Consider the following 13,164-nt stretch of genomic DNA (forward strand, 5'->3'; position numbering starts at 1 on the left):
TATCAAACATGGCAGAGCCATTACCTGAGCAAGCTAAAAATGGCGAATGGGCATCATGAAAAATCAACTTTCAGATAGCAATGCTTCTCAGGGAAATTATCAATCTGACCAAGACGATGATGACATCGATTTAGGGGGATTAATAGCGACTATCCTTGACGGCAAATATATCATTGCCTTTGTGTCCCTGTTTTTTTTGCTGGCAGGTGTGGCCAAAGCGTTATTGGATACGCCGATTTATAAAGCCGATGGGATGCTTCAGATTGAGGAAAAGGCTAATACCTTAAACGCACTGGAATCGGTGACACCATTACTGGAAAGTAAAATGCCGGCTCTGACAGAAATAGAAATCATCAAATCGCGTAAGGTGTTGGGTCAGGCGGTGAAAAACCTTAACTTGGAGATTATCGCCAAACCGACCTACTTTCCTATTATTGGCGAGGCCTTTGCCAGGCACTTTCAAAAACAGGCGGTAGATAATCAAGTTGCCGTCCCACTATTTGGTAAAGACCAATATGCTTGGGGCGGTGAAATGATACGCGTAGATACCTTCTCGATACCAGAAACTTGGATCGGTAAAGAATTCACCCTACAAGCAGGTATACAAGGGCATTTTACCTTATTAGATAATGGACAAGCATTACTTAATGGCGAAGTTGGTAAACCTATCATCAAGCCCTTAACTGACGGCCAAGGCACGCTCAGCCTCTTTGTCCCGCTATTAAAAGCCCGCCCTAACACCTTATTTACGGTTATGAGACGGTCTTTGCTCAGCGGGATTAATGAATTGAGTGATAGCTTTGGCGTTGTTGAGAAGGGCAAAAATACCGGTATTTTAAGTTTTACCATGGAGTCCGCCAGTCCGACCTTGGCGGCGCAGACCCTCAATGAGGTGGCCAATATTTATGTCAAGCAAAATGTCGAACAAAAATCCAAAGAAGCGCAAAGCACTTTGGAATTTTTGGATAAACAATTGCCGGTTCTCAAAGACCAACTGGAGGCTTCCACCAACGCCTTAAACGACTTTAGGATCAACAAAGGTTCTATTGATCTGGATCTGGAAACACAAAGCGTTCTGGCAGGAGTGGTGGAAATCAAAACCCAAATTACCCTTTTACAGCAAAAAAGAGACGAATTACGCGGTCGGTTTACCGAATCGCACCCCACTATTATAGCGATTGACAAACAAATTGCCCGGCTTCAGACACAAATGAATGCTAATGATAGAAAAATCGAAGCCCTGCCTGAAATCCAACAAGTTATTTTAAGATTATCGCGTGACGTAAAAGTCAGTACCGAGTTATACACCACATTGCTCAATAGCGCACAAACCCTAAGGGTCGCTAAAGCCGGTACGGTAGGCAACGCCCGGGTAATTGACGAAGCCGTCTTGCCCTCCAGTCCGATTAAGCCGAAGAAGCCTTTAATCGTCGGTATATCGTTGATATTAGGCTTAGTTGTCGGTGTGGCCATTGTGTTTGTCCGCAAAGCCTTGCACCGGGGTATCGAAGATCCTGATCAAATTGAAAAGCACCTAAATATTCCGGTTTATGCCACCATTTCCCATAGTAACAGGCAAGTAAGGCTTAGCGAAAAACTAAAAAAATTGGGTAAAAACCCGACCAATGAAATTTGTATTTTAGCGTTGGAAAACAAAGAGGATTTGGCCATAGAAAGCTTGAGAAGTTTACGGACAACCCTGCATTTTGCCTTTTTGGGGGCGCAAAACAATATTATCATGATTACCGGCCCTAGCCCCGGAGTCGGCAAATCATTCGTTTGCATTAACTTGGCGACCGTATTAGCCGATGCTGGCAAGAAAATCCTGTTAATTGACGGTGATTTGCGCAATGGCTTTATTAACAGGTCATTAGGTGTCAGCAGGGAGGATGGATTATCTGAGCTGATTACCCAGGCAACTACGCTAGATAAGGCTATCCACACAATAACAGCCGCTAATATTGACTTTATTTCGACCGGTGCCATTCCGCCTAACCCGTCGGAATTATTGCTGCATGAGCGTTTTGGGCAGTTACTGGAAGCACTCAGCAAAAATTATGACCATATCATCATCGATTCGCCGCCGATATTGGCAGTCACGGATGCTTGCATTATAGGCCGTATGGCCAGCGCGACCTTGATGGTGGTAAAAGCCGGACAACATCCGATGCGTGAACTGGAGCAAAGTACCAAACGCTTAATCCAAGCAGGCGTGCATATAAAAGGTGTGGTCTTTAACGACCTGCCGCTCAGTTCGTCAAGATATGGCTATGGCTACGGTTATGGGAAATATGTCTACCGATACCATTATCAACGGGCCAGTTAACTGTCCACTTTCGAGATAAAGCAAACTATGAATAAAGTCGCCCTTATTACAGGTATTACCGGACAAGACGGCGCTTATCTGGCAGAATTTTTACTAAAAAAAGGCTATATCGTCCACGGTATAAAACGCCGCGCCTCGCTTTTTAATACGGAGCGTATCGATCACCTGTATCAAGACCCTCAGGTATCCAATCGGAATTTTGTCCTGCATTATGGCGATCTGACCGATTCGACAAATCTTATCCGTATTATCCAACAGGTGCAGCCGGATGAAATCTATAATTTGGCGGCTATGAGCCATGTGGCGGTCAGTTTTGACACGCCGGAATATACCGCGAATGCCGATGGCATAGGGACTTTACGCCTCTTAGAGGCGATCCGTTTGCTAGGCTTGGAAAAGAAAACCCGTTTCTATCAGGCCAGCACCTCAGAACTTTACGGCTTGGTACAGGAAATTCCGCAAAAGGAAACCACCCCTTTCTATCCGCGCAGCCCGTATGCGGTAGCTAAATTGTATGGGTATTGGATTACAGTCAATTACCGCGAAGCGTATGGCATTTATGCCTGTAACGGCATTTTATTCAACCACGAATCGCCGTTGCGCGGAGAAACCTTTGTCACCCGCAAGATTACCCGCGCCTTAGCCAGAATTAAACTGGGTATGCAAGACTGCCTTTATTTGGGCAACTTAAGCGCTTTGCGCGATTGGGGACACGCCAGGGATTATGTGGAAATGCAATGGCTGATGCTACAACAGGAAACGCCAGATGACTTCGTTATTGCCACAGGAGTCCAATATTCAGTCCGCGACTTTATTAATTTTGCGGCACAAGAACTAATGATAGGACTGCGTTGGGAAGGCGCAGGTATTGATGAAAAAGGCTATTGCACCCAGACTGGGAAGTGCCTTGTTGCCGTCGACCCCCGTTATTTTAGGCCGACAGAAGTTGAAACCTTATTGGGCGATCCCTCTAAAGCTAAAGAAAAATTAGGTTGGTTTCCTAAAACGTCACTGAAAGAATTAGTTGCGGAAATGGTCAAAGCCGACCTTAGCGTTGCCGAACGGGATGGCTTGTGCCAACGAGAAGGCTTTAAAACTTTTTGTTATAATGATAACGATTAAGCGATAATTTATTTTGAGCTATAAAAATGGATAATGTAAATACCTTTACAATACGTCCCCAAATATTAGCACTGACAGGGCTAAGGTTTTTTGCAGCATCAATGGTTTTTTTATTTCATTCTGGTGCTGGATTTGCCCTTAAAATCGGTGCCCCAATCTCGGTAGTTAATTTTCTATCAAACGGATTTCTGGGGGTAAGTTTATTTTTCGTATTGTCAGGGTTTGTGCTGACGTATACTTATAGAGATGGAGTATCTTCGAAAAAAAAATATTTATTAGCCCGTTTTGCCAGAGTTTATCCTGTTTACATGCTGGCATTAATTGTTTCGTTGCCACTTGTATACGCTAACTTACATTTTTCGGATTATGTATTCGTGCTTGGGATGGTGCAATCTTGGACACCCTATAATTCCTCTTATGGATTTATGTGGATTATGCAAGCTTGGACTATTTCAGTTGAGTTATTTTTTTATTTAACATTTCCATTTCTTATTGTGTTCTTAAAGAAAATACCAACAAAGATTGGATTGATTTTTTTGATAGTGATAATGTTTCTCATCATCAATTTTGGACTTTCAACAATCAGTCCTGGGTCAAATAGACCGGAATATCCTCTTTGGATTAACTTTGTTATTCTACCTGTTTTGAGATTTCCGGAATTTTGTTTAGGTGCTATTGTTTGCAGAATTTATTTAAATAATATTAGTTATTTAAATAAATTCCCTAAAAAATATTTGGATCTATCAATCTTTATTAATCTATTGTTAATAGTATTTATTTTGTCAAGATATAGCATACAAAGCTATTCTATTCTTAGCGTTGCCACATTATTATTTGTGGTTCTTATTTTGCTATTTAGTTTAGGAGATTCAATATTTTCAAGAGCAATATCTTGTAATGTATTGGTCTTACTTGGTGGGGCGAGCTATGCGGAATATATTCTTCAAGGGCCTATCAGAGAGTGGGTGCGCTTATTTTTGCCATCTAGTGTAATTGGGCAAATAATATCTCCAGTAATTCTTATTGCTGTTTCTATTTTTGTTTATGTTTTTTATGAAACACCGGTCAGGAGGAGGATACTTAACCAATTATAGGAAATCCCCAGACCTTGCCGCACTGCCATTAATTAAGTATTATTAATTAGTATGTTATATAGTCACATAAAGCCAAGTAGGATTAGCCGTTCGCCCTGAGCTTGTCGAAGCCTGTCCTGAGCCTGCGGAAGGGGATGTGGTCGGTTAATCGATCCATGGTTCGACCAGACTCACCACCAACGGATTAAATGACTACGATAATAGTCTCTATATTATTGAAATATAAGGCATAACCCATTAACTTAATGACATTGCGGCTCTGCCGGAGGGGATAGCACAAGTTTGACATTAACAACGACGTAATAAATGCGGAGGATTAGCTTGTATTGCTTATTAGGTATCTTAATAAAGTATTTAGAGAAGCTTCGCCTATTACAAACGACTAAATAGGATTAACCATGGAAACCAACAAGAACGCCAAGATTATAAATAATAATATAAAAATATATGTCGCTGGTCACCAAGGCTTAGTGGGTTCAGCTATTATCAGAAACTTGCAAAGCAAAGGTTACGATAATATCGTGACTCAAACTCGGCAAGATCTTGATTTGATGGATAAGGCGGCGGTCGATGCTTTTTTGGATCAAGAAAAACCCTTGGTGGTGATAGATGCAGCAGCCAAAGTCGGTGGTATCCATGCCAATGATAATTATCCGGCGGAATTTATTTACAATAACCTCAGCATACAAAATAATCTGATTGACGGAGCTTACCGTGCCGGGGTGCAAAAATTTGTTTTTTTGGGGTCTTCTTGTATCTATCCTAAAATGGCGGATCAACCACTTAAGGAAGAATACCTTTTAACTGGGGCTTTAGAGCCTACTAACGAATGGTATGCTGTCGCTAAGATAGCCGGTATAAAAATGTGCCAGGCTTATCGGCAACAATATGGCTTTGATGCCATCAGCCTGATGCCTACCAACCTTTATGGCCCAGGAGATAACTTTGATCTGCAAAACTCCCATGTGTTACCGGCTTTAATCCGAAAATTTCACGAAGCCAAAATAAGGCAAGATACCACTGTGAGCATTTGGGGGACCGGCGCACCCAAACGCGAGTTCCTTTATGTCGATGATATGGCAGATGCTACAGTTTTTTTACTAGAAAATTATTCTGATGCAGAGATTGTCAACGTGGGTACTGGGGAGGATGTCTCCATTAAAGCGTTGGCGCAGTTAGTGCAATATATTGTGGGCTTTAATGGCGAACTCGTTTTCGATGCCAACAAACCCGATGGAACACCGCGTAAGCTTTTAGACGTAAACAAGTTACACCAGCAAGGCTGGCAAGCCAAAACCGATCTGGCAATAGGAATACAACAAACTTACGGTTGGTTCTTGGATAACCAGGGGTATCTTAGAATTGAACAGTAGTTTACTGAAAAAATGCTACAGATTTTATGTAGGTTGATATGTTTAGGTTTATTAGGAGAAATTAGATGTTAAAAAATCTAGTCCGTAAGGCTTGCTATGGAAATAGAAACTACTCAAGGCTCCATGATGAAAAAGGCAATAAAATTGCTTATAAGCTTTTGTTTTTGCATAGCCCTAAAGCAATTATGACCGGATTGTTACGCATCGCTTTTGGTTATCGTCCGCTCCTGCCGTGGATTAGTTACAGCGCTATTGATTATTTACAGGATTTTCTCAATAAAGAGAAAACCGTTCTGGAATTTGGTTCTGGTATGTCTACTGTGTGGTATGCACAATTCGCCAAACAGGTAGCTTCCGTGGAAGATTGCCAACCGTGGTTCCAAAAAGTGAAAACTATTTTCAAAGAAAAAAATATCACAAATGTTGAATACGTCATTTTAACCGATGACGCTTATGTGGGTTACAAATCAGATTCAGGCGAACAGTTTGATTTGATAATGATTGATGGCAGTAACCGTCACCATTGCGCATTGAATGCGATCAACCTAATTAAAGAAGGCGGCATCATTTATCTTGATAACTCGGACAAGCACGCCGATACCCTTGATGGCGATACAAAATTGGCTGAAAACGTATTGCTTGATTTTGTCAAACGTAAAAAAGGGGCGGATGTGATTTATTTTACCGATTTTGCGCCGACAACATTTTTTGTACAGCAAGGGATGTTATGCCATTTTAAGAAAACTAATCATTAATTTCAAATGGCATCAACAAGTACGCACAATTATTTTATTACGTTTTCTACTAGTGTGTTTATCCAGCTGTGTACTATTCTTCAGGGTATTATTCTTGCGAGAATGTTAGGGGCTGATGGTAGAGGCGAATATGCTGCGATTATTCTGTGGCCAAATCTGTTTGCTGGAATAGGTATATTGGGCATTAACATGGCGATTGCCAGAAGAGCCGGACAAATTGGAAGCTCGGATAATTTAGTCGGTATCGCATTACTGGCCACTTTTCTGACAGCATCAGCCACATCTGTTATAGCGTTTTTCAGCTTGCCTTATGTCTTATCAGAGTCGGTCAAGCATTTGTTACCTATCGCTTATGTGTTTTTATGGTTCATCCCATTAAATCATTTGGGTATGAACCTGCAAGCTATCGATCATGGTAGAGGGCATTTCGGTTTGTATAATGTGACCCGTGGTCTTATCTATCCCGTTTTCCTGTTGGGCTTGGGAGTGTGCTGGTTCTGGGTTGAAAATAAGCTTTATGGCGTAATAATCGCCCAATTACTATCAAATGCGGTATGTGTATTCCTTAGGCTTGCCACCAAAATACGAGGATTGTTGTATATACTAAAAGGAGAGTTTGCAAAAATAATTTGCGAATCTATGCCTTTTTTTAAAGCTAATATATTGGAATTGCTTACGCAACAATTTGATAAGGTATTATTGATTTATTTATTGCCGACTACTGAGATTGGCTTTTATATGGTGGCCTTATCGTCTGCTAGTGTCATTAATTCGCTGTGCCAATCACTCGGTATTGTTGCTTTTACCAATGCGGCAAAGCGAAAAACCAGAACTGGTTTTCCAGTAATTATCACCGTATTAAGAAGGGCGGGGATTTTTTCTATGTTGGGAGCGGCTGCCTTAGGTGTATGTTTGCCTTGGTTAGTACCTTTGATTTATGGTATTGCCTTTGTTCCGGCAATAAATATTACATTAATACTATTGCCTGGCATTATATTATCAGGCTTATCCGAGATAACAAACCAAGATCTACGAGGACAAGGGCAACCGATGGCCGGAATGTTTGCCCGTATTGTTGGTTTGTTGGCTTTTGCCATTGCCGCTTTGTTTTTGGCACAAACATACGGGGCTCAGGGAATTGCCATCAGCTATGTAATTGGGGTAACAATTAATTTTTTCGGCATGTTAATCATTGTTTTTCGGTTTTATCGGGATGTCAGCCTTGGGTGTTTCATTCCCCGTTATGAAGATGTTAATTTTATTTGGCGTAGACTGGGACGCAGGGATAAAAAAATACAATGAATTTTGTATATACCTTAACAAAATTTTTTTTTCGGTTATTTAATCATAAATTGAAAATAATGCCCGGCGTAATCATTGATCCGCGTGCATTTTTGGCAAGAGGCGGAGATATTTCAATCGGCGAAAATAGTGTAATTAGGGCGGGGGCAATGCTTCTGCCATCAGGCGGCAGCATCACAATTGGAGCGCGTACCAGCCTTAACCACTATATTATTATTAATGGCGAAGGAAACGTACATATTGGTAATGATGTGATGATTGCGGCATTTGTGTCAATATTCGCCGCCAATCATCATTTTGACCGTATTGATATTACTATGCGCCAACAAGGTACGGGTACTAAAGGCGGCATCACGGTTGAAAATGATGTGTGGATCGGTACACATGCCGTTATCTTGGATGGAGTGACTGTGGGCAAAGGTAGTGTGATAGGCGCAGGAGCCGTCATCACCAAAAATGTTCCGCCTTATTCCATTATGGTCGGTGTGCCTGGGCGTTGTATTGGTAACCGTAAGAACTAACAAAATTAGATGGCTTCACTAAACACTCAACAAACCGTAAGGATATCGTAATGAGGGCTTTTAAGCTTTGTTTGTCCGACATATCCAATCGTTATATTTTATCCTAGCTATCAAGAGAGGAAACATCATGCAGACTTACCCCCTGAGATCGAAATTAGTTCAAGCGTTGTGTCCGGCACCTAAAAGATATGCCCAGCAACTGATTTTAAAATATGAATTAAATTCTGGGCTTGACATAGGATGTGGTGGCGACAGTATATTAACCGCTGTACGCTCTGCAACATTCGAATCGACAGGAATTGATGTTTTTCCTGAAAACATACAAAACTCGCGTCACGATAAATATATTCTTGGTGACTTTAGAAGTTATCACTTTGATCAAACGTTTGATGTCGTTGTGCTTTCGCACGTCATTGAACACTTTGCCCGTGATGAGGCATTTGATGTTCTAAAACGAGTAGAACAATTAGCCAACCGTCTAATTTACATAGAAACGCCTTATGGATTCCTTGAACAGTGCGCATATAAAAATAATGCCTTCCAACGGCATTTATCAGGGTGGTTTCCACATGATTTTATCAGTCGCGGCTATAGTGTGTTGGGTTCAGGAATGAGAGGCTTAACGGGCAGTATGGGCAAACCATGTATTTTGCCAAGCAATATCACAAGGGATATAAACAGAAGCTTGCAATGGTTTTATTTTAGGAGGCCACACTATGCATCGACTATAGCTGCAATCAAATATATAGATGAAGACGGCAATGTAAGGGGAGTCTGAGATTTAAACGCTACCTATAAGCAATCTGAGAAAGTTAAAAATATGCCTAAGCAGCCTTTTTTTTCGGTCATCATACCAACATACAATTACGCCTCTCTTTTGCCTAGTGCAATAGAAAGCGTTTTAGCCCAAAGCTTTAATGATTTTGAATTGTTAATCCAAGATGATATGTCAACCGATGACACAGATGCAGTAATCGGTCATTATGACGATCCAAGAATTTCCTACTGCAAAAATACGTCAAATTTGGGCATTTTTGGTAACCTCAATCAATTATGTGCCAGATCGAAAGGACGCTACATCAAGGTGTTGTGCGCCGATGATATGTTGTCGGAATGGTGTTTAGAATCAATCATTGGCATTCTTCGAAAAGAAAATTTCCAATATAAAGTGGTATCGGTTAAAGAGTCGCCAGACCCTATGCAAATTGTCCATAAGCCTTTACTTGACTTATTAAAAACCCATATAGTCAATCGTAATACTCTATTTTCTTATCTGGCAGAACCAGATAATTGGGGGGCTGGATTGGCAGAGCTCTGTGTTGAACGTGATTTTTTTGAATCGCTAGGTTTTTTTGGCGAGACTGATAAGTCAAGCGACTTTTCGAAAGACATCTTGACATGGCTGGAGATGGTTTTAAAAACCGATGCCTTGATGATTGCAGATTCCCTCGTCTTCCAACGTTCACATCCAAACCAAGCACGCTATAAATTAGCGCGTATCACTCAATTACGGGAAATGCTCGATTTTTTCTATGGACGTGAGAGTGATTTGTATTTATGTCCGGATTTTATCATGGGAAGACAATTTTATTTGGACCGCTATGTTTTAAGCCATTATGTATACGGTGTCAAAGCTACGTTTCAGGGACATGGTGCAGCTTATTTTCGGGAAGTCCGTAATCTCTTGGAGCAAGCTGGTTACCGTGGATTTCCTTGGTATTTGCTCATATCAAAAATGCAACAGCGTTTGTTATCCCATTTTTAAGCTAATTAGGAACTTCCCAGTGGCAGATATCTTAAAACCGATACGATCTCATCCGCCATCACAAATTATTGTTGCGATGATGGGTGCACGTCGTCATTACGCTATTCCCCGTATTTTGCATAATTCGGGTCGACTAGAACATTTTTATACGGATATTTGTGCTGTCCAAGGTTGGCCTAGCTTGCTAACCCACTTACCAAGACAATGGCAATCTAAGCCCTTGCAACGGTTAGCCGGAAGAATTCCGACAGACATCCCGGTAAATAAAATTACCAGCTATCCCGGTTTCGGTTTGGCCAATTCATTCCGGTTATCCCGCGCCAATTCATTAGGCAAAAAACTTGCAGTTTTTACTTGGGCCGGCAAACGATTTAACCATTTGGTTGAAACAAGTGGCTTTAAAAATGCGGATGCCATTTATACGTTTGATCGCGCCGGGTTGGAGTTAATGGGGACAGCGAAAGCACAAGGCCTGAAAACTATTATGGAACAGACGGTCGCACCTTTTATAATAAACCAGCGCTATATGCATGAGGAACAAGAACAATTTCCAGGATGGGAGCCTCCAGAAATTCTTAGTAATGATGCCGAGATGTGGTTTAGTGAACGGGAAAAAGCAGAATGGGCTAAAGCTGACCTCATTTTGTGTGGCTCTGAATATGTCAAGGCAGGAATAATTGAATGTGGCGGTGGTGATTTAAGTGGACGTTGCGTGGTGGTTCCTTATGGTGTTGATTCCCGGCTGTCTGGAATTCAACGGCAACCACACACTGGGCCACTAAAAGTCCTTACCATAGGATCGGTTGGATTACGGAAAGGCGCACCTTATATACTAGAATCTGCGCAACATCTAAAAGGCCGAGCAATTTTTCGAATGGTCGGTTCGGTAGATATTCTGCCCGCTGCTGAGGCAAAATTGCGTGAGCATGTCGAACTTACCGGACAAATACCGCGCTCTCTAATCTCAGAGCATTTTCAATGGGCTGATGTGTTTCTTTTACCTTCATTGAATGAAGGTTCGGCGGGTGTCATTTACGAAGCCCTTTCCAGTGGATTGCCAGTGATTTGCACTCCTAATGCAGGCAGTGTGGTGCGGGATGGTGTTGATGGGTTTGTTGTGCCTATCCGTAATCCACAAATAATTTGCACCCATTTGGAAAAATTGGCCCATGATAGGGAATTGCTTACAGAAATGTCACAACATGCCCGTCAAAGAGCCGCCCAATATACGCTGGCCGCATACGGAAATCGACTCACAGATGCTATTGATTTAATACCCGTTACGTTATGAGCATCTTACTCTTTTTTATTTTAATCGTTATTAGTTTATCGATGGTCGTTTGGGGATTGATGCGCCCTGAACGGATATTCCAGTTTCCACTCCTCGCAGGTTCAGTGTGGTTACTTTATATTTGCCCGCAAGCCTTGGGAGTGCTGATAAACCCTTATTGGATACCGATAGGTGCACAGCGAGATAATGGCATAGAAATGGCCCTAATTATGGCTAACTTGTGTGCCGGCATGAGTTTTTGGGGATATCTGAAACCCACTCCAAAATCTAACTATTCGCTACATCCCGCCTTTTATTCTTATTCACGCTTTTTCTTAGGCGGATGTATGCTTATTGCCATTGCTTTTTTTAGTTTTTACAAACTTGCAGGCCTAAGTGGCGGGCTAGTAGAGCATTACTCTGTAGAAGGCAATTACGAATTGGAGTGGACAGGCCTTCCAGTGGCCTATGTATTTTTTGTCAGGCTAATATATCCTGGGCTGATGTTGTGCCTTTTGGCAGCTCTTCATAAACCAACAACACTAAGAATCCTAACGGTTTTTATAGGTACTCTCTTACCTTTGGCAAATGTTTTTCTTTTAGGTCGCCGGACAGAAGCTGTTTTTCTGCTGCTTACCTTTGGTTTATGCTTTTTTTTCCAAAAAAGATGGATACCTAGGCGGTCTTTGGTAATTACAATGATTATACTAGGTGGAATTATGGTTATGGTGATGCCAAGCTATCGCAGCCATAGCCAAATTGGGGCGGACTACAGTGAGATTTTGGAAATGGACATTGAAAAAATTGTTACGTCCCAAGTGGAAGGAAAAGAGCCGGTTGAGTTTATTTATCCTGTCGTACAATTGCCCGCTACCCAACAGGCTTTTGAGTTTAATTATGGTTTAGGTTTTTATAATCGGTTAATAAAGGAATGGGTTCCGGCACTTTTTGTGGGCAGGGAATTTAAAAGTACTTTGATGATTGATGGACCAGATTTCGCTAAACATACTATCAATTATTATAGTTGGGAAGCTAGTTATGGTTGGATCCCATTGGGTATGACTGATGCTTTTCGGGAATTTTGGTTTTTCGGTGCTTTTTTGTATTTTTTGATAGGGCGTGGTTTTCGTTTTATTTGGGATCATGCTCATATCGGCTCTGATATGGCGTATAAAGTGTTTTATATTACGTTGGCTTCCGAAGCCATGCTAACCATTCTTCATGGAGTGACTCCGCTGCCATTTTTCATCGTTTATGCCATTCTTTCTCTGACTCCAATCATCTTATATTCTAGGGTCTATCCGCGCAATTATCATCGCACAGGATTAAGAAGTAGGCTCACATATTTTACGGGCGGCGCAGAAAATGAAGAATCTTAATCTTGCCATTCTGTTTCATCGTTTTGGCCCATACCATCACGCACGATTGGACGCTATTTCGCAAGTGGTTAATTTGACGGCAATTGAGTTTTCCTCCGTAGATACAACGTATGCTTGGAAAAAAGTTGGTAAATCTTGTTCATTTCAACATTTGACATTATTCCATGATACAGATGTAGAAAAAAAACCGCATTTGCAATAAAAGCCCGTATTGAAGCCATTTTCAATAATGCCCGACCTGATGTAGTTGCTATTCC

The 13,164-nt window shown here is 41.5% G+C and carries 11 protein-coding genes; all 11 read left to right on the forward strand.

The genetic code is table 11. The features are described from left to right. The first annotated feature begins 55 nt into the window (after positions 1-55). The 11 genes from CEK71_RS06170 to CEK71_RS06220 all read left to right on the forward strand — a co-directional run bounded on the left by CEK71_RS06170 (position 56) and on the right by CEK71_RS06220 (position 12,907). Positions 56-2,326 carry a polysaccharide biosynthesis tyrosine autokinase gene (locus CEK71_RS06170; RefSeq protein WP_088621519.1) on the forward strand — a complete coding sequence of 757 codons (2,271 nt, stop codon included), beginning with the start codon at positions 56-58 and terminating at the stop codon, positions 2,324-2,326. 27 nt (positions 2,327-2,353) lie between these two features. Further along, positions 2,354-3,448 carry a GDP-mannose 4,6-dehydratase gene (gene gmd / locus CEK71_RS06175; protein WP_088618568.1) on the forward strand — a complete coding sequence of 365 codons (1,095 nt, stop codon included), beginning with the start codon at positions 2,354-2,356 and terminating at the stop codon, positions 3,446-3,448. A 26-nt stretch (positions 3,449-3,474) separates the two neighbouring features. Further along, positions 3,475-4,542: an acyltransferase family protein gene (locus CEK71_RS06180; protein ID WP_088618569.1), complete on the forward strand. Its 1,068-nt coding sequence runs from the start codon at positions 3,475-3,477 to the stop codon at positions 4,540-4,542. Positions 4,543-4,940: 398 nt separating this feature from the next. Beyond that, entirely contained in the window at positions 4,941-5,915 is a 975-nt protein-coding gene (fcl, locus tag CEK71_RS06185) for a GDP-L-fucose synthase (RefSeq protein ID WP_088618570.1), read from the forward strand. A gap of 65 nt (positions 5,916-5,980) precedes the next feature. Continuing rightward, complete coding sequence (locus CEK71_RS06190) at positions 5,981-6,670, forward strand: class I SAM-dependent methyltransferase (RefSeq protein WP_088618571.1); 690 nt, start codon at positions 5,981-5,983, stop codon at positions 6,668-6,670. A 6-nt stretch (positions 6,671-6,676) separates the two neighbouring features. Next, entirely contained in the window at positions 6,677-7,972 is a 1,296-nt protein-coding gene (locus tag CEK71_RS06195; RefSeq protein ID WP_088618572.1) for a lipopolysaccharide biosynthesis protein, read from the forward strand. Beyond that, positions 7,969-8,493, forward strand: coding sequence for an acyltransferase (locus CEK71_RS23890; RefSeq protein WP_198328474.1), 525 nt, complete (start codon positions 7,969-7,971; stop codon positions 8,491-8,493). The genes CEK71_RS06195 and CEK71_RS23890 overlap by 4 nt, the downstream gene beginning before the upstream one ends. A 127-nt stretch (positions 8,494-8,620) precedes the next feature. Continuing rightward, positions 8,621-9,271 carry a class I SAM-dependent methyltransferase gene (locus tag CEK71_RS06205; RefSeq protein ID WP_088618573.1) on the forward strand — a complete coding sequence of 217 codons (651 nt, stop codon included), beginning with the start codon at positions 8,621-8,623 and terminating at the stop codon, positions 9,269-9,271. A gap of 42 nt (positions 9,272-9,313) precedes the next feature. Then, complete coding sequence (locus tag CEK71_RS06210) at positions 9,314-10,258, forward strand: glycosyltransferase family 2 protein (protein WP_088618574.1); 945 nt, start codon at positions 9,314-9,316, stop codon at positions 10,256-10,258. 19 nt (positions 10,259-10,277) lie between these two features. After that, positions 10,278-11,549 carry a glycosyltransferase family 4 protein gene (locus CEK71_RS06215; RefSeq protein WP_198328476.1) on the forward strand — a complete coding sequence of 424 codons (1,272 nt, stop codon included), beginning with the start codon at positions 10,278-10,280 and terminating at the stop codon, positions 11,547-11,549. Further along, entirely contained in the window at positions 11,546-12,907 is a 1,362-nt protein-coding gene (locus CEK71_RS06220; RefSeq protein ID WP_088618576.1) for a hypothetical protein, read from the forward strand. The genes CEK71_RS06215 and CEK71_RS06220 overlap by 4 nt, the downstream gene beginning before the upstream one ends. Positions 12,908-13,164 lie beyond the last annotated feature (257 nt).

It is taken from the genome of Methylovulum psychrotolerans (assembly GCF_002209385.1).
In the GTDB taxonomy this organism is placed as follows: Bacteria; Pseudomonadota; Gammaproteobacteria; order Methylococcales; family Methylomonadaceae; genus Methylovulum; species Methylovulum psychrotolerans.

Coding starts and splice junctions, on each gene's coding strand:
- CEK71_RS06170 (WP_088621519.1), top strand. CDS start 56: ATGAAAAATCAACTTTCAGATAGCAATGCTTCTCAGGGAAATTATCAA.
- gmd (WP_088618568.1), top strand. CDS start 2,354: ATGAATAAAGTCGCCCTTATTACAGGTATTACCGGACAAGACGGCGCT.
- CEK71_RS06180 (WP_088618569.1), top strand. CDS start 3,475: ATGGATAATGTAAATACCTTTACAATACGTCCCCAAATATTAGCACTG.
- fcl (WP_088618570.1), top strand. CDS start 4,941: ATGGAAACCAACAAGAACGCCAAGATTATAAATAATAATATAAAAATA.
- CEK71_RS06190 (WP_088618571.1), top strand. CDS start 5,981: ATGTTAAAAAATCTAGTCCGTAAGGCTTGCTATGGAAATAGAAACTAC.
- CEK71_RS06195 (WP_088618572.1), top strand. CDS start 6,677: ATGGCATCAACAAGTACGCACAATTATTTTATTACGTTTTCTACTAGT.
- CEK71_RS23890 (WP_198328474.1), top strand. CDS start 7,969: ATGAATTTTGTATATACCTTAACAAAATTTTTTTTTCGGTTATTTAAT.
- CEK71_RS06205 (WP_088618573.1), top strand. CDS start 8,621: ATGCAGACTTACCCCCTGAGATCGAAATTAGTTCAAGCGTTGTGTCCG.
- CEK71_RS06210 (WP_088618574.1), top strand. CDS start 9,314: ATGCCTAAGCAGCCTTTTTTTTCGGTCATCATACCAACATACAATTAC.
- CEK71_RS06220 (WP_088618576.1), top strand. CDS start 11,546: ATGAGCATCTTACTCTTTTTTATTTTAATCGTTATTAGTTTATCGATG.